This is a genomic window from Nonomuraea sp. NPDC049419 (genome assembly GCF_040676995.1).
GTDB classification, from domain to species: Bacteria; Actinomycetota; Actinomycetes; order Streptosporangiales; family Streptosporangiaceae; genus Nonomuraea; species Nonomuraea salmonea.
Genome location: NZ_JBFAQB010000001.1, coordinates 397,218 through 419,537, shown reverse-complemented (window position 1 = coordinate 419,537; position 22,320 = coordinate 397,218). Strand labels below are relative to the sequence as shown.

At 69.5% G+C, this 22,320-nt stretch carries 18 protein-coding genes; 5 read left to right on the top strand and 13 right to left on the bottom strand.

Annotated features, from left to right (window positions below):
- Position 1: 1 nt before the first annotated feature.
- Positions 2-1,207: an ROK family transcriptional regulator gene (locus AB0K12_RS02065; RefSeq protein WP_364555014.1), complete on the bottom strand. Its 1,206-nt coding sequence runs from the start codon at positions 1,205-1,207 to the stop codon at positions 2-4.
- A 276-nt stretch (positions 1,208-1,483) separates the two neighbouring features.
- Here AB0K12_RS02065 and AB0K12_RS02060 point away from each other — a divergent pair, with 276 nt between their 5' ends.
- Genes AB0K12_RS02060 through AB0K12_RS02050 form a run of 3 tightly spaced genes read left to right on the top strand, consistent with a single transcriptional unit; the run spans position 1,484 to position 5,051 of the window.
- Positions 1,484-3,127, top strand: coding sequence for an extracellular solute-binding protein (locus tag AB0K12_RS02060; protein ID WP_364555013.1), 1,644 nt, complete (start codon positions 1,484-1,486; stop codon positions 3,125-3,127).
- Entirely contained in the window at positions 3,124-4,131 is a 1,008-nt protein-coding gene (locus tag AB0K12_RS02055) for an ABC transporter permease subunit (protein WP_364555012.1), read from the top strand. The genes AB0K12_RS02060 and AB0K12_RS02055 overlap by 4 nt, the downstream gene beginning before the upstream one ends.
- Complete coding sequence (locus tag AB0K12_RS02050) at positions 4,128-5,051, top strand: carbohydrate ABC transporter permease (RefSeq protein WP_364364975.1); 924 nt, start codon at positions 4,128-4,130, stop codon at positions 5,049-5,051. The genes AB0K12_RS02055 and AB0K12_RS02050 overlap by 4 nt, the downstream gene beginning before the upstream one ends.
- A gap of 9 nt (positions 5,052-5,060) precedes the next feature.
- Here the strand turns inward: AB0K12_RS02050 and AB0K12_RS02045 are convergent, their stop codons facing one another.
- The gene (locus tag AB0K12_RS02045; RefSeq protein ID WP_345396182.1) at positions 5,061-5,240 is read right to left on the bottom strand and encodes a hypothetical protein; all 180 of its coding nucleotides are present in this window, start codon (positions 5,238-5,240) and stop codon (positions 5,061-5,063) included.
- Between the two features lie 104 nt (positions 5,241-5,344).
- On the opposite strand from AB0K12_RS02045, the gene AB0K12_RS02040 reads away from it, so the two are divergent.
- Complete coding sequence (locus tag AB0K12_RS02040) at positions 5,345-5,782, top strand: MarR family transcriptional regulator (protein ID WP_364555011.1); 438 nt, start codon at positions 5,345-5,347, stop codon at positions 5,780-5,782.
- A gap of 1 nt (position 5,783) precedes the next feature.
- Here the strand turns inward: AB0K12_RS02040 and AB0K12_RS02035 are convergent, their stop codons facing one another.
- The 10 genes from AB0K12_RS02035 to AB0K12_RS01990 form a co-directional block, all read right to left on the bottom strand.
- Positions 5,784-6,233, bottom strand: coding sequence for a hypothetical protein (locus AB0K12_RS02035; RefSeq protein ID WP_364555010.1), 450 nt, complete (start codon positions 6,231-6,233; stop codon positions 5,784-5,786).
- A gap of 276 nt (positions 6,234-6,509) precedes the next feature.
- Positions 6,510-9,152: a cellulose binding domain-containing protein gene (locus AB0K12_RS02030; RefSeq protein ID WP_364555009.1), complete on the bottom strand. Its 2,643-nt coding sequence runs from the start codon at positions 9,150-9,152 to the stop codon at positions 6,510-6,512.
- Positions 9,153-9,323: 171 nt separating this feature from the next.
- Positions 9,324-9,812, bottom strand: a complete 489-nt coding sequence (locus AB0K12_RS02025) for a hypothetical protein (protein ID WP_364555008.1) — start codon at positions 9,810-9,812, stop codon at positions 9,324-9,326.
- A gap of 70 nt (positions 9,813-9,882) precedes the next feature.
- Positions 9,883-10,650, bottom strand: a complete 768-nt coding sequence (locus AB0K12_RS02020) for a hypothetical protein (RefSeq protein ID WP_364555007.1) — start codon at positions 10,648-10,650, stop codon at positions 9,883-9,885.
- Between the two features lie 45 nt (positions 10,651-10,695).
- Positions 10,696-13,578, bottom strand: coding sequence for a glycoside hydrolase family 3 C-terminal domain-containing protein (locus AB0K12_RS02015; RefSeq protein ID WP_364555006.1), 2,883 nt, complete (start codon positions 13,576-13,578; stop codon positions 10,696-10,698).
- A gap of 13 nt (positions 13,579-13,591) precedes the next feature.
- Positions 13,592-14,413, bottom strand: coding sequence for a carbohydrate ABC transporter permease (locus tag AB0K12_RS02010; RefSeq protein WP_364555005.1), 822 nt, complete (start codon positions 14,411-14,413; stop codon positions 13,592-13,594).
- Complete coding sequence (locus AB0K12_RS02005) at positions 14,410-15,291, bottom strand: sugar ABC transporter permease (protein WP_364555004.1); 882 nt, start codon at positions 15,289-15,291, stop codon at positions 14,410-14,412. The genes AB0K12_RS02010 and AB0K12_RS02005 overlap by 4 nt, the downstream gene beginning before the upstream one ends.
- Positions 15,292-16,605, bottom strand: a complete 1,314-nt coding sequence (locus AB0K12_RS02000; RefSeq protein ID WP_364555003.1) for an extracellular solute-binding protein — start codon at positions 16,603-16,605, stop codon at positions 15,292-15,294.
- Positions 16,606-16,622: 17 nt separating this feature from the next.
- The gene (locus tag AB0K12_RS01995) at positions 16,623-18,908 is read right to left on the bottom strand and encodes a TIM-barrel domain-containing protein (protein WP_364555002.1); all 2,286 of its coding nucleotides are present in this window, start codon (positions 18,906-18,908) and stop codon (positions 16,623-16,625) included.
- A 152-nt stretch (positions 18,909-19,060) separates the two neighbouring features.
- Positions 19,061-20,449: an NAD(P)H-quinone dehydrogenase gene (locus AB0K12_RS01990; RefSeq protein WP_364555001.1), complete on the bottom strand. Its 1,389-nt coding sequence runs from the start codon at positions 20,447-20,449 to the stop codon at positions 19,061-19,063.
- A gap of 73 nt (positions 20,450-20,522) precedes the next feature.
- On the opposite strand from AB0K12_RS01990, the gene AB0K12_RS01985 reads away from it, so the two are divergent.
- Positions 20,523-20,975 (top strand): gamma-glutamylcyclotransferase, encoded by a 453-nt coding sequence (locus AB0K12_RS01985; RefSeq protein ID WP_345396149.1) that lies wholly within the window; start codon positions 20,523-20,525, stop codon positions 20,973-20,975.
- Here AB0K12_RS01985 and AB0K12_RS01980 read toward each other — a convergent pair.
- Positions 20,972-22,276 (bottom strand): MFS transporter, encoded by a 1,305-nt coding sequence (locus AB0K12_RS01980; RefSeq protein WP_364364948.1) that lies wholly within the window; start codon positions 22,274-22,276, stop codon positions 20,972-20,974. The genes AB0K12_RS01985 and AB0K12_RS01980 overlap by 4 nt on opposite strands.
- Between the last annotated feature and the right edge of the window lie 44 nt (positions 22,277-22,320).

Sequence of the window (22,320 nt, the reverse complement as noted above, 5' to 3'; positions counted from 1 at the left end):
GTCAAGGGATTCGCGCCAATCCTCCCGGCAATCTTCCCGAATCGATCGAGTCGAGCACCCGCGCCGCGCCCCCGAGCGCCGCCGCGTCGTGCCCCAGCGTCGAGGCCACGACCTCGGGCGCCCCCGGAGCGACCACCCGCCTGCCCAGCTCGTCGTGGACGGCGGGCAGCACCCACGGCGCCAGCGGGACGTAGTAGCCGCCGAGGATCACCACCGCGGGGTCGAGCAGGTTGGTCAGGATCGCCACGCCCTGGCCGAGGCCCGTGCCGACCGAGGTGAGCCGGGCCAGCGTGCCGGGATCGCCGGAGCGCGCCTGGCGGACGACCTCCTCGATCTCGGCCTGTGTCTCGGCCGGCGACAGGTCTTTGCGCAGCACCGCGCCGATGCCGGCCACCGCCTCCAGGCAGCCGCGCCGGCCGCAGTGGCAGGCGGGTCCTTCCGGGTCGAGCTGCACGTGGCCGATCTCGCCGCTGTAGCCGAGCCCGCCCCTGCGCAGCCGGCCGTCGAGGATGATGCCGGCGCCCACGCCGACGCCGCCGCTGAGGTAGACCAGGTCGGCCGCGCCCGCGTAGGGGCCGAAGCGCTGCTCGGCGAGGGCCGCGAGGTTGGCGTCGTTGTCGACCTGGATGGGGAAGCCGGGGTCGCGCAGCGCCTTGGCCAGGTCGCCGCCGAGGTCGGCGTCGTGCCAGCCGAGGTTGGGCGCGAGGCGTACGGTGCCCTGCACGTCGACCAGGCCGGGCACGGCCACGGCGAGGCCGAGCACCTGGCGCTCCTCCTTGGCCATGCGGTTGACCACCCGCCGGACGATCGCGCCGACACCCGCCACGCTCTGACTGACCGAGTCGCCGCCCGAGAACGCCCGCCGCCAGGTCAGCAGCCGTCCGCCCGCGAGGTCGGTGGCCACGGCCGACACGGTGTCGACGCCGATCTCGACCCCGATGGCCGCGTACGGCGAGCCGTCGAGGACGAGCATCGTGGCCGGCCGGCCGACGCGGTTCTCGGTCAGCCCGGTCTCGCGCACGAGCCGGCGGTCGATGAGGTCGGCGACCAGGCTGGAGACGGTCGCCTTGTTCAGCCCCGTGGAGGCCGCGATGTCGGCGCGCGAGCACGGCGCGTGCTCGCGGACGAAGCGCAGCACGACCGCGAGGTTGGTGGCTCGTACGTCGGCGAAGTCGGCCGGCTGAGGGCCGGTCGTAGAAGTGATCAATATCAGCCCCGTTCCCGCCAAGAAGTGATTCCAGCATGCCGCATCGCCGGCTTTCTCCACCAACCGGAGACCCGCCGCTGCGGCGGTCCGTCATGCGGGTTGCTCATCGGCACCAACCTGTGACCGTCGCGATCCCTTGTGGCTGCAGTCACACTCTACTAATTTGTTTGGTCGAAATACCAACTAATTGTAGGTGGGGCGCGGTCCGCGGTCCACCGCGGGCAGCGGCGTTCCGCGCCCCACGCGGCCCATCCCATCCCGAGGAGGGACCCCCTCATGCCGACACCCGACCCGACCCGCCGCGCGTTCCTCGGCCTGGTCGGCGCAAGCGTCCTGGTGGCGGGCTGCGCCGAGAAGAGACAGGCGCCCCAGGGCACGGCCGTGGCCGCCGACAAGCTCAAGAGCCTGGTGCCGACGCGGGTGCCGTTCGAGATCCCCGGGCTGAAGCCCGACCTGCCCGCCTCCGAGTTCGTGCAGGCGGGCTTCCTGGCCCGGCCGGCCCAGATGGTGCAGGCCGTCACCACCCCGCCGCTGACCAGCGGAAAGGAGGTGACCGCGATGACGCCGCTGTGGGGCACGGTGCCGCCGGGGCTCGGCAGCAACTCCTACTACGAGGAGGTCAACAAGCGGCTCGGCGGCGTCGTCCGCTTCAACATCTCCGACGGCAACACCTACGGGCAGAAGCTCAGCACCGTCCTGGCCAGCGGCGACGTGCCGGAGATGGTGATGGTCCCGGAGTGGGAGCTGATCAAGATCGGCCGCTTCACCGAGGCGGCCAACAGACTCTTCGCCGACCTGGGCCCCTACCTGGCCGGTGACAAGGCCAAGGAGTTCCCGCTGCTGGCCAACTACGACACCGCGGCCTGGCAGTACGGTGTCTTCGGCGGCGTGCTCCAGGGCATCCCGTGGCAGAACGACCCGTACCCGTTCGCCACCTTCGTCCGCCAGGACATCATGAAGAAGCTCGGCCTCGAACACCCCAAGAGCGCCGACGACCTGCTCACGCTCGGCGCGGCGATCACCGACGCCAAGGGCAAGCGCTGGGCGTTCGGCGGCGGCATGGAGCAGGAGATCCAGCGGGCCTTCGGCGTGCCGCGCGAGTGGCGCAAGAAGAGCGACGGCACGCTGGAGTACAAGTACGAGACCGAGGAGTGGGCCGCCCACATCGAGTTCGTCGCCAAGCTCTTCGAGGCCGGCCACGTGCACCCCGACATCGTGGCCAACAAGGACGCCGACAACAAGGCCATCTTCGGCAGCGGCGAGATCGTCGTCTACCGCGACGGGCTCGGCGCCTGGCACGAGGCGCTCGGCCGCTTCCAGGGCGACAACCCCGACTTCGACATGCAGATCGTCGACCCTTACCCGGCCAAGCCCGGCGGCCGGCTCGTCATGTGGCGCAACGAGCCCGCCAGCATGTTCATCTTCATCAAGAAGGGGCTCGGCGACGCCCGCACCCGCGAGCTGCTCGCGCTGTCGAACTGGGCCTCAGGGCCGTTCGGCACCCAGGAGTACGAGCTGTGCTACAACGGCGTCGAGGGCAAGCACTACACGGTCGAGGACGGCAAGGTCAAGCAGACCGCGCTCGGCCGCAAGGAGGTCGCGCCGACCTACCTGTTCCTGTCCGGCCGGCCCAACGCCAACGCGATGAGCCAGTACGACGGGCTCGTGCAGTCCCTGTGGGACTGGCAGACCAAGGCGGCCGCGATCCTGGAGAACGACCCGTTCGTGGGCATCCGCGTGGAGCGGCCGTCGAAGATGGCCGGGCTGGTCACGCCCACCGAGGACAAGATGCAGGAGATCTTCCGCGGCAAGCGGCCGATCTCCGAGTGGCCGAAGATCCTCAAGGACTGGCAGGAGCAGGGCGGCAACGAGGCACGCGAGTTCTACATGAAGGTCGCGCGCGAGAACGGGCGGCTGTGACGACGCCACGGACGGGCACAGCGACGGTCGAGCGGCCGCCGCGCCGCCGGGCGCCCGGTCGCCGCGCGCCCGCCGCCCACGCCGCGAGCGGGCTGTCGTGGCGGGCCAAGCTGCGCAGGGACTGGCCGTTGCTGGTGATGAACCTGCCGATGCTGCTCGTCGTGGTCGCCTTCTGGTGGATCCCGGCGCTCGGCAACGTCATCGCCTTCCAGGACTACAACCCGTACACCGACGGCATCCTCGGCAGCCCCGTCATCGGCTTCACCAACTTCGCGCTGCTCTTCGAGGACCCGCAGTTCCTGCGCGCGATCACCAACACCCTGTCGATCACGGCGTTCCAGCTCGTCTTCTACTTCCCGGTGCCGATCATGCTGGCGCTGCTGCTCAACAGCATCGTCTCCGCCCGGCTGCGGGCGTTCGTGCAGGGCGTGGTCTACATGCCGTTCTTCTTCTCCTGGGTGCTGGTCGTCGCCATCTTCCAGCAGATGTTCGGCGGCGCGGGCCTGCTCGCGCAGATCCTGCGGGAGAACGGCCGCGAGGCGGTGGACTGGATGACGAACTCCGACACGTTCATCCTGCTCATCACCTCGCAGACGATCTGGAAGGACGCCGGCTGGGGCGCGATCATCTTCCTGGCCGCGCTCAGCACCATCGACCCCAACCTGTACGAGGCGGCCGCCGTGGACGGCGCCCGCCGCTGGCGCCGTATGTGGCACATCACGCTGCCCGGCCTGCGCCCGGTGATCGTGCTGCTGCTGATCCTGCGCCTGGGCGACGCGCTGAACGTCGGATTCGAGCAGTTCATGCTGCAGCGCAGCGCGGTCGGCAGCGAGGCGTCCGAGGTGTTCGACACGTTCGTGTACTGGTCGGGCCTGCGTACCGGGGACCTCGGGTACGGGGCGGCGGCCGGGCTGTTCAAGGGCCTGGTGGGGCTGCTGCTGATCCTGGCGGCCAACCGGGTCGCGCACGCCATGGGGGAACGAGGGGTGTACTCGCGATCATGACGGCTTCGACGTTCACACGCGGCAGGGGCCGGCCGGCCCGGCTGGCCCCCTGGGAGGAACGCCCGTCACCGGTCGGGCAGCTCGGCAAGGGCACGCTGGTGACGCTGATCCTGGTGGCCGTGCTCGGCCCGCTCTACACGATCGTGCTCACCAGCCTCAGCTCGTCGGCCACGGTGACCGCGGCCGGAGGGCTGGTGCTGGTGCCGGACGGCATCACGTTCGAGGCGTACCGGCAGATCTTCTCCGACACGGTGGTCAGCCGGGCGATCCTCGTCAGCACCGGCGTCACCGTCGCCGGGACGCTGATCAGCGCAGGGGTGAGCGTGCTGGGGGCGTACTCGCTGTCGCGGCCCGGCTCGTTCCTGCACCGGCCGCTGCTGTTCAGCGTGCTGCTGATGTTCGTCTTCTTCCCGGGCATCATCCCGGTCTATCTGATGGTCAGCGGGCTGGGGCTGAAGGACAGCTACTGGTCGCTGATCCTGCCGACGGCCGTGTCGGCGTTCAACGTGGTGGTGCTGCGCTCGTTCTTCATGAACATCCCGAAGGAGATCCTGGACAGCGCCCGCATCGACGGGGCCGGCGAGTTCCGCATCCTGTTCAGGATCGTGCTGCCCATGTCGAAGGCGGTCACGGCGGTGGTGGCGATGTTCTACGCGGTCGGCTACTGGAACGCGTGGTTCAACGCGATGCTCTACATCGACGACACCCGCAAGTGGCCGCTCGCGCTCATCCTGCGGCAGTACGTGGTCGACTCGAACCCGCTGCCGGCCGCCACCGCAGGGGTGACGGGGGACGCGCCGCCCACCCTGGCCATCAAGATGGCCATCGTGGTCATCGCGGTCATCCCCGCGCTCGTCCTCTATCCCCTGGTGCAGCGCCACTTCACCAAGGGGGTGATCGTGGGCGCGGTCAAGGGCTGAGCCCGCGGGTCAGGAGTAGAAGTGCATGACCAGGGCCAGGCCGCCGAAGTGCACGAGCACCACGATCGTGATCAATGACACGAACACGAACTTCGCCGGGCCGTGCTCGAAGTGTTTGCCCTCCTCCAAGGGGCGCAGCTTGGCCTGGCGCTCGGCGATGCGCTCCTCGATCGGCTTGCGGTGGAACACGGGGCGACGTCCCTTCAGGGGCGGAGGGGTATTCTTAGTGGGCTATTAGTTGGTACACAAAGTAATTTATCAGACGCCCCCGGAGGTCCCACCGCATGGAGCCTGTGACAGAGCCGACAGATCTCCTCGCACTGGACCGTCAGGTGTGCTTCGCCCTCAGCATCGCCTCCCGCAGCGTCATCGCCCTCTACCGGCCGCTGCTGCAGCCCATGGGCCTGACCCACCCGCAATATCTCGCCATGCTGGCGCTGTGGCAGCACGAGCCGCTGTCGGTCAAGGAGCTGGGCGAGCTGCTCCAGCTCGACGCCGGGACGCTGTCGCCGCTGCTCAAGCGGCTCCAGTCGCTCGGTTACGTCAACCGCGAGCGCAACGCCAGGGACGAGCGCTCCCTCGTCGTCACCCTGACTCCCGAGGGGCGGCGGCTGCGGGCCGAGGCCGAGAAGATCCCGCCCGCGATCGTCGACCGTCTGGGGATGAGCCTGTCCGAGCTCCAGGACCTGCACGCGGTGCTGAGCCGCGTGATCGAAGCCGCCCGCCCCTGACTCACTTCATCAGCTCGTACGCGGTGTACGCCGTCACGCCGTACGCGAGGTGCGGCACGACGTCGGACGCCCAGGAGGACGCGGACCACTCACGCGGATCCGTGATCCCGAGCGCCGTCATGGGCCCGTCCGACCCCACCATGGCCAGCGCCGTCAACGCCAGCACCCCGACCGGCCACGGAACCCGCCGCCTGGACGCGAGCACCCCGTAGCAGACCGCCGCCCCGGCCCCGGTGGCATACCCCACCAACGCCCCGAGCGCCTCCTTCCTGTTCTCCGCCTGCTCCTTCTCCCCGAGCCCCACCCCGCCCATCTCGGCCAGCTTCCCCACGGTCTCGGCCGGTGTACTACTGGCCGCCCGCGCCCTGACCGCCATATCGAGGTAGGTGACGAGATTGAGCGCACTGGTCCCAGCCGCCCCGGCGATGAGCCCTTTGACGAGTGTCTGCATGCACCTTCGACTACCCACCTGCCACGAAGAAGGCCCTCCTGCCCGAAAACACCCCAGCCAGGCAGGAGGACCAGCCCCTCCAGGAGGGGCGCTTAAGGAGGGCAGCTCCGCTCCGAGCAGCCCCAAAACCCTCAACCGAGCAGGAGATCAGGACCCGGCGACCGGACCCCACCCCCTCTCCCCAAGGGACCTCGACCGGGCAGGAGGGCAGGGTCCGGCGAGCGGGCCCCGCCCTCCTCTTTCCCGAAGGACCTCAGCCTGGCAGGGGGGCACTCCCTATGCCGAGGTGCAGGTCAACGTGGGTTGGGTGGTGGTGCCTGTGGCGTTGAAGCCGAAGGACGTGGTTGCGCCCGGGCCGACGTTGCCGTTGTAGCCCGCGTTCGTCACCGTGACGGACGTGCCTGACTGGGTGGGGGTGCCGCCCCACAGATTGGTGATCTGCTGGCTGCCCGGCCAGGTCCAGGTGACCTTCCAGCCTGAGATGGCGCTGGTGCCGGTGTTCTTGATCGTGACGTTCGCCTGGAAGCCGCCGGGCCAGGAGTTGCCGGGCCCGTAGGTGGCGGTGCAGCCCGTTTCCGGGCTGACCGTGGGGGTGACCGAGACCGTAGGAGTGACCGAGACCGTAGGAGTGACGGTGATCGGAGGGCCGGTGCGGTCGCCGTAGATGATGCCGCGGCCGTTCGTGCCCAGGTAGACCCGGCCGTACACGCGCGGGTCGCCGGTCAGCGCCTCACCCATGTTGCCCCACTGGTGCTCGTCGTCGTTGATGCGCAGCCAGCTCGACCCGCCGTCGTCCGAGCGGTACAGGCCGGTGACGCCGTCAATGGTGGCGACGGCGAAGACCGCCTGATAGGTGGCCCCGGGCGCGGCCTTGCCGAAGCCGACGTTGACCGCGTTCGTGATGCCGGACAGCTTGGTGAAGGAGGCCCCGCCGTTGGTGGAGTGCCAGATGCCGCCCTCGCCGGCCACCCACAGGTCGCCCTCGACGCCGGGCACGGCCTTGAACTTGCCGGTCGTGGGCAGCCCGGTGGCGGCGGTGGCGGTGAACGTGGCGCCGCCGTTGGTGCTGCGGTAGAGACGGCCGCCGCTGAGGCCGTAGAACGTCATCGGGTTGACCCGGTCGGACTCCACGACCGCGTCGGTGGGCAGGCCGGACGCGGTCTGCCAGGAGTTGCCGTACCCGACGGAATAGACGGGCGTAACGCCCTTGGGCGCCCAGACGAAGCGGGAGCCGTCGGCCGCCGCGGCGACCGTGCCGCCCTCGTTGACGCCGCCCGGCTCGGTGCCCTGGAACCAGTTGGCGCCGCCGTCGGTGGAGAAGGCGACGTGGCTGTCGTTCGGGCGGTCGGCGTCGGTGAAGTTCCCCGCCCTGACCATGATCGACGGTGCCTTCTCGGCGTAGTCGAGGCTGGTGGTGGAGGTGAAGGTCGGCTGGGTGAACATCATCGACGGGACGGCGTCCAGGTCGGTGTGCCGGAAGCCGGCGATGTCGCCGAGGCCGCTGATCAGGGGCGCGCCGCTGGGCGGGCTGATCAGGTCGAGGACGGCGGTCTCCTCCAGGCCCCTGGCCATGGGCCTGATCGTGAACTTGCCGCCGGAGTCCCACTGGGTGAGGTTCTCGGTGCCGTAGATGGTGGCGCCGGTGCCGTACATCATCCGGTTGGAGTCGAACGGGTCGATCTCCAGCGACTCGGTCATCCAGCCGAGCTTGGGCGCGACCTCGGGCAGCTGCGGGTTGGTGCCGAAGGTCAGCCAGGGGTTCTCGGAGATGTTCATGGTGTAGCGGAACGAGCGGTCGGGGTAGGAGGTCCAGTCCCAGACGCGCGTCCAGGTGGCGCCGGAGTCGGTGGAGCGGAAGAAGATGACGTCGGGCCACCAGGAGATCTGCGTCGCGACCATGATCGTCTCTGGGTTCTGCCGGTCGATGGTCAGGCCGCTGTAGCCGAAGTAGTCGTCGGAGCTGGACGACGGCACGGGGCTGATCTGGGTCCAGGCGCCGGTGGCGGTGGCGTAGCGCCACACGTCGCCCTTGCCCCCGTCGTACGGCCCGCCGGTGTCGCTGGTGGCGATGTAGAGGTAGCCGTTGACCGTGTCGAGCACGCCCTTGTGGGCGATGTAGCCGGTCGGCTGCCCGGCCAGGCGCGACCAGGTGGCGCCGCCGTCGGTGGTGCGGTAGACGGTGTTCTCCTTGTCGGCGACGCCGACGTAGATGGTCCTGGTGGCGCTGCCCGAGGCGGACGAGCGCTTGTCGAAGGTCACCCAGACGACGCCGGGCCGGTGGCTGAGGTAGCCGTTGGGGTCGTTCGGGTCCTGGGCGTAGTCGCCGGCGTTGGGGAAGCTCGTCACTTTCGACCAGGTGGCGCCGTGGTCGGTGCTGCGCCACAGGCCGTTGCCGTTGGGCGCGCCGAAGTACAGGACGCGGTTGTCGTTGGGGTCGACCGACAGCGCCTCACCCATGCCGCGGCCCGGCATGTTGCCGCCCAGCTTGAACGGCAGCGGCGTGACCTGCCAGGTGTCGCCCTTGTCGGTGGAGCGCAGGATGGCGCCGTTGTTGGGATCCCAGCTGTTGGTGTACATGCCGACGGCGGCGTACACGCGGTTGGTCTGGACCGGGTCGGTGGCCAGGCTGATCACGCCGTTGTAGCCCCACTTGTCCCAGCCGACCCAGTCGAGCAGCGGGGTCCAGGACTTGGTGGACTGGTTCCATCGGTACGCGCCGCCGATGTCGGTGCGGGCGTAGATGAGGTTGCGCTCCGTCGGGTTGAAGACGATGCCGGGGACGAAGCCGCCGCCGTCGATGCGCACGTTCTTGAACGCGTACGGATCGGAGGCGACGGCCGAGACCGGTGACATCCGCACCACGGCCGCCACGAGCAGGACGGCGGCGGCCGTGAGCATGACCAAGAGCCTTTTTGGCATGCGCGGCTCTTCCTTTCCTGGCGCCCGCGGAGGGCGCCCCAAAGGCGTCGATGACCGCCATGCACGAGCAGAATGCGAGACCCTGACCGTCGCCGCGCCTTCGCGCATGAGCTTTTCAAGAAGGCTCACACACCCGCGCACCGACGGTCAATAGTTTGGATGGACGACGAATTAACCAGCGACAGGAACACTGCTCACAGGCCGTTCCGAGCGCGCGCCGAGCGCCGCCCACAACGCGATCGCGATGTAGACGAGCTGTTCGGGGATCCGCTCGACCAGCGGCGAGGCGATCGAGGTGCCGGCGATGGCGGCGTAGATGTTGGCCGGCAGCAGCCCGACGAACAGCAGCGCCAGGCAGATGCCCGCGGGCCGCCTGAAGCGGGCGAGCACCAGCCCGGCCGCCCCGGCCAGCTCCAGCACCCCGGTCAGATACACCACGAACCCGGGGAACGGCACGAACGGCGGCACCATGGCCACCATGTCCCCGTAGTTGGGCATGAAGGTCACCCCGGCCGGGACGAAGTGCGCGCTCGCCGTCATGACCAGCATCACGGCCAGCCCGTGCGCCGCGCTCACCCGCCACGTGCCGAACCGGCCCACGCCGAGCGCGCCGAGCCCCCTGAACGCCAGCGTGGCGACCAGCAGAACGATCAATGTCACGAGAGCCCCCATTGGATAGCAGTACTACCTGCAAATTAGATAACACCACTATCCAGCGGTGTGCAAGTCGTTAACGGATCCGGCTCTTCGCCGGCGGCGCGACGCTCACCCTCGACCCCCACCCGGTGTAGGTGGTCACCATCTGGAACCGGCCGTCCGTGGGCACGTTGTCGACGGCCTGGCGCGAGGTGACGAGCTTGCGCGGCAGGCTGTCGGGGCCAAGCGTGAGCGCGTACGTCAGCACGGCGTCCCCCGCCCCGCCGCCGAAGGGCATGCTCGCCCGAAACCACGGCGACACCTTCCGCAGCGTGGCGTAACCGATCTTGCCGGAGTACGTGCGGCCCTTCTTCTTGCCCTTGAGCAGGACCTTCAGCGTGGCCGGCTCCGCCGGGTTCACGAGCTGCCCGTAGCTGCCCGTGTAGGAGCCGGTCGAGCCCAGCGGCTCCTTGGCGAACGTGCCGTCCCCGGGGCTGAACACGTCGACCTTGTGCGTGGTCCAGCTCTTCCCGCCGACCCAGATCGTACGGCCGCCGTCCACGGCGTACAGGCGGTTGAAGACGCCGCCCGAGTACTTCTTGACCTGGGCGGTGATGTCGGAGGCCGCGATGCCCCTCTTGCCGAACTGCCACTTACCGGTGCGCCGTAAAAACGTCGTGGTCCCGGAGTCGTTCACCAGGGACGTGGCGTCGCGGAACGTGACGCCCTTGCCCGGCTTGAGCGTCTTCTGGAGTGCCTTGACCGGGTCTGCCGGGGCGGCCAGGGCGGGGGTCGTCAAGGCAGGGGTGGCGGCCATGGACACGGTCATGGCCGCCACGGCGGCTACTGCGATCTTCCGCATGGAGTTACCTTCCTTTGGGAGATCGCAGAGTCTGCCGAACCTTGATCACGACCTGGTGAACGCGAAGTCCTTGATCCGCAGGTCGCCCTTGAACACCACGTACAGGTCGCCTGAGCCCGCCTTCGCCGTCGCGGTCACGTCCGCGTACCGGTAGGTCCCACCGGTGGCGGGCACCTGCACGGTCGCGAGCAGCGCGCCGGTCGGCGAGCCGCGCCGCACCTCGAACGAGCCGCCGCCCGTCGAGGCCACCGACGCCGTGAGCCGAGAGCCCCACGCCGCGCGGGTGAAGGCCAGCCAGTCGCCGGCCGAGCCCTCGACGACCTCGCCGCTCACCTTGCTCTCGTCGGCGAAGGCGACGCCCGCGTAGTCGTCGAAGTCCATGGCCCTGGTCGGCTTGGTGAGGTCGCGCACGGGCACCGTCTCGCCGGAGACGCGCAGGGTCGTGGACTGCCGGATGCGGTCGGAGGCGGAGCCGACGAGCACGTCGTGGGTGGCCTTCTCGACCGTCCACCTGCCCCGAGTGTGGTCCCAGACGGCCAGGTCCGCCTTCTTCAACGGGAAGCTCACCGTACGGCTCTCCCCCGGCCTCAGCGTCACCCGCTGGAAGCCGCGCAGCTGCTTGACCGGCTGCGCGAAGCGCGAGCCGCGCTGGTGGGTGTAGAGCTGCACGACCTCGTCGCCGGTCACCTTGCCGGTGTTGGTCACCTTCACGCTCACCGTGTCGCCCCGCACGCGCAGGCCCTGGTAGCCGAACGTGGTGTAGCTGAGGCCGTGGCCGAAGGCGTAGAGCGGCTTGTCCTTGTTGTAGAGGTACGTCATGCCGGTCTTGACCAGGTCGTAGTCCAGCAGGTCCGGCAGGTCGTCGCCGGCCGGCCAGGTCTGGGGCAGCCGCCCGCCCGGGTTGACGTCGCCGAACAGCACGTCGGCGATGGCGTGCCCGGTCTCGGCGCCCGCGTGCGTGGTCCACAGCAGCGTCGGCGCGTCCACGATGACCGGGTAGCTGGTCTCCAGCACGACCACGGTGCGCGGGTTGGCCTTGCGCACGGCGTCGATCAGCCGCCGCTGGCCCTCGCCCAGCTTCAGCGTGTCGCGGTCGTGGAACTCGCGGCCCGCCACGAACGGGTGGCTGCCCACCACCACGACCGCGACCTGCGCCTTCTTCGCCTGCGCCGCGGCCTCGGCGATGCCGTCGGAGACGACCTCCTTGGCGAACGCGGCGGCCTGCGCCTTGGGCACCAGGCCGAGCGTGCCCTCAGGGGTGACGCCCACGTACGCGTCGGGCAGCGCGAACCAGCTCTCGACCGTCTCGTAGCCGGCGTACCTGATGAGGTAGGCGCCGCCGGGCTGCTTCTCCATGGCGAACTGCTGGGAGACGTACCAGCCGTCGGGCTCGGCGTCGTCGGTGTCGAGCGAGCGCCAGTCGCCGCCGAGCAGCCGGCCGTTGCCGGCGTTGCGCAGCGTGGAGACGCCGCCGGTCCAGTCGGTCAGGTCCCACTGGGAGGCCGCGGTGGGCGCGGTGTCGGTGAGTGCGGCGTTGTCGTCGGGCCCGGTGCCGGTGGCGGTGAGGTATTTGCCGCTCTCCACGTGCTTGAGCGCGATGCGCTCCAGCCCTTCGCCGGTCGTCACGCCGGGCACCCGCTCCTTGATCCCGTCGAGCGGCGTCACCTGGTACGGCAGTTGCCCCGAGTACCAGTCCCGGTACAGCTTCCCGGCCAGCGGCCCGACCACGGCCGCCGACTTCGGCCTGCCCAGCGGCAGCACGCCGGAGTTCTTCAGCAGCACCGCCGCCTTCGCCGCGGTCTCGCGGTTCAGCTTCTGGTTGGCGGCGCTGTTGATCACCTCGGCGCCGATCTTCTTGTACGGCCCGCCGTCCGGGTCGAAGTGCCCGAGCCTGGTCCTGATCGACAGCACCCGCCCGACGGCCTTGTCCACGTCCGCCTCGGTGATGCGACCCTGGTCGAGCGCCGCCTTGAGGTTGGTGACCAGCGGCCCGATGTCGCTGCCGTCGATGGTGAAGCTGTCGAGCCCTGCCTTGAGCACGGCCGCGAACGCCTCGGGCTTGCCCTCGTAGTAGTGCTCCAGGTCGGTGAGCGCGTGCGGACCCCAGGCGTCGCTGACGTTGTAGAGGGTCTTGCCGGTCCACGACCTGACGACGGTGTCCAGGTCGGGGTTGACGTGGTTGGGCCGCCCGTTGACCAGGTTGTACGACGCCATCACCCCGGTCGCCGCGTCGGCCGAGATCGCCGCCTTGAACGCCGGCTCGTAGTACTCGTGTTTGAGCTTGGGCGTCAGGTTGGAGGAGGTGAGGCTGCGGTCGGTCTCGTTGTTGTAGGCCAGGTAGTGCTTCAGCACGGGCGCGGTCTTGAGGTAGAAGGGGTCGTCGCCCTGGAGGCCCTTGCCGTACGCGGTGGACATGGCCCCGGTGAGCAGCGGGTCCTCGGAGTAGCCCTCCTCGTTGCGGCCGGCCCTGGGGTCGCGCAGCAGGTCGACCACGGGCGCCCACACCTGCAGCCCCCACAGGACGGGGTCGGTGGCGTTGTAGCCGCGCGCCTCGTCGCCCACGGCCGAGCCGACCCGCTTGACCAGCTCCGGGTCCCAGGTGCTGGCCAGGCCCACGGCCTGCGGGAACACCGTGCCGCTCGCGAACTTCTGGTTCCAGTTGTCGTCGAGGTGGTTGGACCAGGCGACGCCGTGCAGAGCCTCGGTGCCGTTCTTGTGGTAGCCGATGCCGAGCCGGGGGATCGCGGGCTGCGACTGGTGCAGCAGGCTGAGCTTCTCGTCCAGCGTGAGCCGGCCGAGCAGGTCGGAGACCCGCTGGCCGAGCGGGAGTGCCGGATCCTGGAAGGGGTGGTTCTGCGACGCCTGGGCGGGCGCGGCGAGCAGGGACGCGGCCAGGGTGAGGGTGGCTAATAACGGGACTCTTCGCATCTTGGTGTCTCCATCACTTGATGGCGCCGACCGTCACACCTCGGGTCAGCGTGCGCTGGAAGATCAGGAAGAAGGCGACCGCCGGCAGCACGCCGAGCAGCGCCGACGCGCTGGACATGGTGGCGTCCATGTACCGCTCCCCTTGCAGGATCCCGAGCGCCACCGGCACGGTCTGGGTGTCGTTGGAGATCAGGAAGATGAGCGGCAGGAAGAACTCGTTCCAGGTCCAGATGAAGAAGAAGATCAGCAGGACGTTGATCGTCGGCCGGCTGATCGGCACCACGATCCTCAGCAGCACCCGCAGCCGCCCCGCGCCGTCGATCGCCGCCGCCTCCAGGATCTCCTTCGGGAACTGGCCCAGCACCGCGCTCAGCAGGTACGTGCCGAACGCCGCCTGGATCACGGTCATCACGATGATCACCGCGAGCTGGGTGTCGTACAGGCCGGCGGCCTTGGCCAGGTAGTACAGCGGGTAGGCCAGCGACTCCTGCGGCAGCGTGTTGGCCACCAGGAAGAGCACGAGGATCCACAGCCGGCCCTTCACCCGGCCGATGCCCAGCGCGTACGCGTTGAGCACCGACAGCACGACCGCGAGCACCGCCACGGACGCGCTGATCAGGAAGCTGTTCCAGAGCTTGGTGCCGAACTCCGCCCGGTTCCAGAAGTCCACGATGCCCTGGAGGTAGAGCCCGTCGGGCAGGCTCAGCGGCCCCTGCGAGCTGTACTCGGCCGGCGACTTGATCGCGTTCATCGCCACGATGACGAACGGGAAGATCATCACCACGGCCAGCACGACGAGCGCGAACAGCACCGCCCACCGCCCGGGGCCCCTCATGACTCACGCTCCTGCACCCGCAGGAACAGGAACGTCACCACGATGATGATGAGCGCCAGCACGGTGGCGATCGCCGAGCCGTAGCCGACGTTGCTCTTCTGGAAGAAGTTCAGGTACGAGAAGTACGACGGCACCATCGTCGCGTTGCCGGGCCCGCCCCTGGTCAGCACGAAGATCGGCCCGAACACCTTCAGCGCCGCGATCGTGCACGTCAGCAGCACCACGAAGATCTCCGGCCGGATCTGCGGGATCGTGATGTGCCAGAACTTCCGCCACCACGAGGCCCCGTCGATCTCGGCCGCCTCGTAGTACGACGGGTCCACCCGCTGCAGCCCGGCCATGAAGATGACGACCGGATAGCCGAGCTGGAACCACACCATGACCCCCATGACCGTGGCCAGCGCCAGGTCGGGGTCGCCGAGCCAGTCGAGGTCGAGGCCGAGCATCTGGTTGACGGCGCCGTACGAGGGGTGCAGCATCCAGCCCCACACCACGCCCGCCACCGCCACCGGCAGCACCTGCGGCAGGTAGTACATCGCGCGCAGCGCCGAGGCCGTGCGGGTGCCGAACCTCCTGCCGATGTAGTCGAACAGGGCCGCCGCCAGCACCAGCCCGATCGCGGTCGGCACGATCGCCATCGCCACGATCAGCCCCACGTTGTGCTGGAACGACTCCCAGAACCGCTCGTCGGCCAGCAGCCGCGTGTAGTTGTCGAGCCCGATCCAGCGCGGCGTGCCCACCCCCGACCAGCGGGTGAAGCTCGCCCCGACGTTCATCACGAACGGCACGACGATGACGGCGAGGAACAGCAGCAGGCTGGGCACCAGATAGAGCCAGTAGCCCCGCCTGCCGGAGCTCGCGCCCGTGCGAACGCTCATCTAGTTGCCCAGGTCGGCGAGGTTGTCCTCGTACGGCCCGGCGATCTCGTCCAGCACCTGGGCAGGGGTCTTGCTGCCGTTGATGAGGTTCTGGACGCCGGCCACCAGCACGTCGTAGTAGCCGGGCGCGGGCCAGTCGGGGTAGAAGGCCAGGCCGTCGGCGGCGGTCAGCTTGTTGAAGGTCTCGATGAGCTCCTTGCTCTTCTCGTCGGTGATCGCACCGGGGTCGGCCGCCACGGGGACGCCGCCGGAGTTGCCGAGCAGGTTCTGGATGTCCTTGCTCATCGTGATGTCGATGAAGTCGTACGCGAGGTCCTTGTTCTCGGAGTTCTCCGGCACGACCCAGAGGTTGCCGCTCGACCCCGGCGACATGGCGGCGCCGGGGAACAGGAAGTGGCCCCACTCGAAGTCCTTGATCTCCGAGGCGAAGCGGCCGTACCACCAGCTGCCGCTGATCACCATGGGGAACTCGCCCTTCATGAAGGCCACACCCATGTCCTCGGCCTTGAGTCCGGCCGAGTTCTTCGCGATGTAGCCCTTCTTCACCCAGTCGGCGAAGGTCTGCGCGCCGTAGGTGAACTCGGGTCCGTGGAAGTCGACCTTGCCCTTGTAGAGCTGGAACGCCTCCATCCACGGCTTCTGCGCCTTGGTCAGCGCGAGCTGGTAGAGGATCTGCTGCGCCGGGTACTCGGCGCCGGCGTTCGCGAGCGGGGTCACCCCGGCCTTGACGAAGGTGTCCAGCGCGGCGGTGAACTCCTCGTACGTGGTCGGCACCTCGACCTTGTGCTTGGCGAAGAGGTCCTTGTTGTAATAGACCATCACGAACTCGCCGTAGTTGGGCACGCCGTACCACTTGCCGGAGCCCATCACGCCGCGGTCGTCGTACTTGGCGGTGGTCTGCAAGCCGCCGGGCAGCAGCTTGTCCCAGCCGCGCTTGGTGGCCTCCTCGCTGAGGTCGGTCAGCAGGCCCTGCTTCGACAGCAGCCCCGACGTGGCGTTGCCCTTGTTGTACTCCATGAGGTCGGGCGCCTCATCCGAGTTGAGCACCATGCTCGCCGTCTTCTGGATCTGCTCGAAGCCCTTCTCCTCGAACTCGACCTTCACGTTCGGATGCGACGCCTCGAACTTCTTGATCGCCTCGGCCCACGCCTTGCCCATCGCGCTCTCGGCGCTCTCGTAGTGCCAGAGCTTGAGCACGCGCGGCTCCGTGCCGCTCGGGGCGGGGCTCTCCGAGCCGCCCGAGCCGCAGGCCGACAGTGCCGACAGGGCGAGCACGGCGGCGGCCAGCACCGCCGCGCCTCGTGATCTGACCATGATCCCTCCAGGGGGTGTTACGAGATGACGGCCCGCGCGGGAGCTCCGGCCACCGGGACGATGTCCACCCCGGTGACGCGCTTCGGGCCGGTGACGGCGACGCGCAGCTCGTCGCCGTCCCTGGTGGCGACCGCGACCGTCAGGCCGTCGGCGTCGTGGATGTGGACCGTGCCGTCGCCGCCCCCGAAGGCGACGAGCGTGATCTCGGGCGGCACGTCCACCGTGTCCCCTTCCTCCTGGACCGGGATGAGCGCGCCGTAGCGGACGAAGAGCGGGATCTGGTCGAGCGGCCTGCCGATCCGGACGTAACGGGCGCCCTCCAGCACCTCGCCCGTCCAGTAGTCCACCCACCGGCCGTGCGGCAGGTAGACCTGCCTGACGCCGTCCGGCGCGGTCATGGGGGCCACGAGCAGGTCGCGGCCGAGCAGGTATTCCAGGTCGGCCTGCCAGGCCACCGGGTCATCAGGGTGGTCGACGCACAGCGCCCGCATCATCGGCGCCCCCGTACGCGCGGCCTCGACGGCCGCCGAGTAGAGGTAGGGCATGAGCCGGTAGCGCAGCCTGAGCGCGGCCACCGCCTCCGCCTCGACGGCGGGGAACTCCCACGGCTCGCGGGTGGTCGTGCCGTGCAGGCGCAGCAGCGGCGACAGCGCGCCGAACTGGGTCCAGCGGACGTACAGGTCGTCGGTCGGACGGCCGGTGAAGCCGCCGGCGTCGTGGCTCCAGAACGGCACCCCCGACAGGCCGTGCGCGAGGCCGCCCCTGATCGTGCTGCCCATGGCGGCGTAGCTGGTGTAGGTGTCGCCGCCCCACTGGGCGCTGTGGCGCTGCCCGCCCAGGTACGACGAGCGCGCCCACACCAGGTCGTGCCCGTTGACCTCGCGGGTGACCTCGGCCACGACGTCGTTGAACAGCAGCGTGTAGACGTTGTGCAGGTCGGTGCCCGACATGCCGTTGAAGGCGACCGCGTCGGCGGGCACGCCCTCGGCGAAGTCGGTCTTGAACGCGGCCACGCCCTGGCGCAGCAGCGGGCGCAGCAGGTCCGTGAACCAGGCGACGGCGGCCGGGTTGGTGAAGTCGACGATGCCGCAGGCGGGGAAGGAGCCGTGCCAGCAGTCGGCGACGTAGACGAGCCCCGCCTGATTCTTCAGGAAATATCCGGCTTCGGCGGCCTCGCGGAAGATCGGGCTGAGATGCGAGACGTACGGGTTCATCCACAGGCAGACCTTGAACCCCATCGCGTCCAGCTCGGCCAGCATGCGCTCGGGGTCGGGGAAGTTCTTCGCGTCCCACCGCAGGTCCGACCAGTGCCCGTCGGTCTGCCAGTACGTGTCCAGGTGCAGCACGTCGCACGGGATGCCGCGCTCCCTGATCGTGCGCGCCCTGGCCAGCACCCGCTCCTGGCTGTCCACGCAGAACCCCGACGAGATCCACGTGCCGAACGCCCACTTCGGCGGCAGCGACGGCCGGCAGGTCAGCCGGTCGTAACGCTCCAGCACCTCGGGCGGCGTCGGTCCGGCGATCACGTAGTAGTCGAGCACGTCGTCGGGCACCACGATCTGCACGACGCTGTGCGTGGACTGGCACACGTCGAACTCCACCGGCGCGCCGCTGTCCACCAGCACGCCGTAGCCGCGGCTCGACAGGTAGAGCGGCACGTTCTTGTACGCCCGCTGCGACTCGGCGCCGAAGGCGTCGAAGTTCCACATCACCGGCCGCTGGCCGCGCTTGTCCAGCCGGGTGAACGACTCGCCGAACCCGCTGAACGCCTCGTCCGGCGCGGCGGCGAAGCTCTCGTGGTAGGCCACCGGGGTGCCCGCGGCGCGGGAGCGGCCGAACGGCAGCGTGCGCAGCCGGCCGCTGATGTCGGTATGGCCGCGGTCCTGCTCGACCAGCGTGGCGCCGGAGGCATCGGTGAAGCGCAGGTGCCAGGGCGACAGGCCGATCTCGGCGCGCAGCGGTCCCGCGTCGATCACGATCGGCTCGGCCGGCTCGGTCACTGCTCGCGCTTCGGCGTACGTGCCGGGCGTCACCAGCGCGATCGCCCCCTCCGAGCGGGGGCGCGCGGTCGCGTCCTCCGACAGCCTGACCCTGATCACGCCCTCGCCCGCCACGCCGACCTGCACGACCAGCGTCTCCTGGGCCGTGGTCACCGCCTTGAGCAGCACCTCCGCACCGTCGGCCGCGAGCAGCTCCGCCGAGGCGAGCGCCGACAGGCCGCCCTCACCCCGCTCGCGGACCGGCAACTCGGGCGGGTCCGCGACGAAGTACTCGTGCGCGACCAAGGGAGGGCGATAGGGCATGGAAGCTCCTTCAACGCGGGCGCCAAACTCGTGAATTAGTTTGCTGTCCATACCAACAAACGTCAACGGTGCAAGCCCGTAGGAAGGCGCAAAGAAGAAGGCCGAGGCGGTTGCCTCGGCCTGTGCGAGCGCCCCGGTGGAGCGCGGGACGGCTAGATGGACACGCCCGGCTGCATCAAGCGGCGGGCGGCCTCGGTGATCGAGCCCGACAGCGACGGGTAGACCGCGAACGTGTGGGCGAGCTGGTCGACGGTCAGCCGCTGCTGCACCGCCACCGACACCGCCAGGATCAGCTCGGAGGCCCGCGGCGCCACCACGACGCCGCCCAGCACGATGCCGGTGTGGGGCCGGCAGAACACCTTCACGAACCCGTCGTTGAAGCCCTGCATCTTGGCGCGGGCGTTGGTGGCGAGCGGCAGCTTGACCACGTTCGCCTCGATCTCGCCCGCCTCGATGGCCCGCTGCGCCACGCCGACCGCGGCGATCTCGGGATCGGTGAAGATGTTGGAGGCCACCGTGGCCAGCCGCAGCGGCTGCACGGCCTCGCCCAGCGCGTGCCACACCGCGATGCGCCCCTGCATGGCGGCGACGGAGGCGAGCATCAGCACGCCGGTGCAGTCGCCGGCCGCGTAGACGCCGGGCGCGGACGTGCGCGAGACCTTGTCGACCTTGATGAAGCCGCCCCTGTCGAGCTGCACCCCGGCCTCCTCCAGGCCGATGCCGGAGGTGTTGGGCACCATGCCGACCGTCATCAGCGCGTGGGAGCCCTCGGCGGTGCGGCCGTCCTCCAGCGTCACCACCACGCCGTCGGCGGTGCGCTTGACGGAGGCGGCCCGCGAACGGCCCATGACGTTCATGCCGCGCCGCCGGTAGACCTCTTCGAGCACCTCGGCGCCGTCGGCGTCCTCGTTGGGCATCATGCGGTCGCGGCTGGAGACCAGCGTGACCTCCGACCCCAGCGACCGGTAGGCCCCGGCGAACTCGGCGCCGGTCACCCCGGACCCGATGACGATGAGGTGCTCGGGCAGCTCCTCCAGGTCGTAGAGCTGACGCCAGTTGAGGATGCGCTCGCCGTCGGGCTCGGCGCCGGGCAGCACCCGGGGCGTCGCCCCGGTGGCCACCAGCACCACGTCGGCCCTGATCGTCCGGTCGCCGGCCCGCACCACCTGCGGATCGACCAGCCGGCCCCGTGCCCTGATGATCTCGACGCCCTCGGCCTCCACCCGCGTCGCGATGTCGGCCGACTGCGCCTGCGCCAGCTCCTTGACCCGCTTGTTGACCAGCGGCAGATCGACGCCCACCGTGCCGGCGTCGCCGTCGGGCCCGCCGGAGAACGACACGCCCAAGGAGGGGGCGTCGAGCAGCGCCTGCTTACGCACGGAGGTCGCGATCAGGGTCTTGGACGGCACGCAGTCGGTCAGCACGCACGCGCCGCCGGGGCCGTCCTGCTCGACCATCGTGACTTGCGCGCCTAGCTGAGCGGCCACCAGCGCCGCCTCGTAGCCGCCTGGTCCGCCGCCGATGATCACGATCCTCGTCACGTCACCCATTGTCCCGCATGCCCCGGCCCGAGGTCGAAACGGGGCGCGGTCTCAAGCGCTACTCTTGTCAGCTGTGCCTGTCTACGCCGCCTACGGCAGCAACATGGACCCTGAGCAGATGGCCATGCGTGCCCCGCACTCCCCCATCAGGGGCGTCGGATGGCTGCCGGGCTGGCGCCTGACGTTCGGCGGCATGGACCTCGCCTGGGAGGGCGCGGTCGCCACCATCGTCGAAGATCCCGACGAGCACGTCTTCGTGGTGCTCTACGACGTGCCCGAGTGGGAGGAGACCTCGCTCGACCAGTGGGAGGGCGCCGTACGCGGGGCCTACCACAAGGTGCGGCTGCGCGTGCAGACGCTCGACGGCGAGGTCGTGGCCTGGTTCTACGTGCTCGACGGCTACGAGGGCGGCCTGCCGTCGGCCCGCTACCTCGGCAGCCTGGCCGAGGCCGCCGAGCGGGCGGGCGCCCCCGACGACTACGTCAAAGAGCTGCGAGAGCGCCCCTGCACCTCCTACGGCGGTTAGCTGAGCGGCTTGTCCTTGGTCTCCCTGAGCACGAAGAGGTAGACCAGGGTCGAGATCAGCGCCAGCGCCGACATATACCAGGGGAAGAGCCCCGGGTTGCCCGCGTCCTTCAGCGCCGTCCCGATCAGCGGCGCGGTGCCACCGAAGATCGCCACGGTCAGCGAATACGGGAAGCCGGCGCCCGCCGCCCGCACCCGGGTGGGGAAGAGCTCGGCGTTGACCGCCGCCGAGATCGAGGTGAAGCAGCCGAGGAAGACCATGCCGATGAGCTGGACGACCAGCAGGCTCGCATAGGCGTCGGTGAGCAGCCCGAGCATCGGCACCGGCAGCACGACGAACCCGATGCCGAACGTGATCAGCATGGGCTTGCGCCCGATCCTGTCGGACAGCATGCCGAGCAGCGGCTGCAGGATCATGAAGAAGACCAGCGAGATCGTGCCGATCTGCAGCGAGTCCGCCACGTCGAAGTCGACGGTGATCTGCGCGTACGTCGGCAGGAACGTGGTCCACGTGTAGTACGCGACGGTGCCGGCGATCGTGATGCCCACGATGGTGGCCGCGGACCTCGGGTAGTTCCTGAGGAACTCGAACATCTTGGGCCGCTCGGCCTTGCCGCTCTGGATCTCGCCGGCGACGGCGGAGGTCTCGTCGGCGCCCCTGCGGATCCACAGGCCCACGAGGCTGAGCAGGGCGCCCACGAAGAACGGGATCCGCCACCCGTAGGAGTCCATGTCGGCCTCGATCAGGAGGGTCGCGAGGAGGGCGGCCAGGCCGGAGGCCAGCAGCTGGCCGATGGTGGTGCTGACGTACTGGAAGCTCGAGTAGAGGCCGCGGCGGCCGTGCGGGGCCGACTCGACGAGGAACGTGGTGGCGGCGGCGAACTCGCCGCCGACCGACAGGCCCTGGATGAGCCTGGCCAGGGTCAGGATGACGGGCGCGAGCAGGCCGACCGACTCGTACGTGGGGGTCAGGCCGACGATCAGTGAGCCGACGCCCATCAGCATGATGGTGAACGTCATCGCGGCCTTACGTCCGTAGCGGTCGGCGAACGCGCCGACCACCAGGCCGCCGAGCGGGCGCATGAAGAAGCCCACGGCGAAGACGGCGAACGAGCTGAGCAGCGGCACCAGGCTGTTGCCCGAGCTCTCGGCGAAGATCTGGGCGGAGAAGATGGGAGCGAGGAAGCTGTAGGCGTACCAGTCGTACCACTCGACGACGTTGCCGATGCTGGCCGCCGTGAGCTGGCGGACACGGCTCTTGGGGATGCCGAGTGGTGATTGCGCCACCGGGGAGGTCGCCACGTGGGCTCCTTTGCTGACAACTGCAGAGATGGCTTACTGTGCAT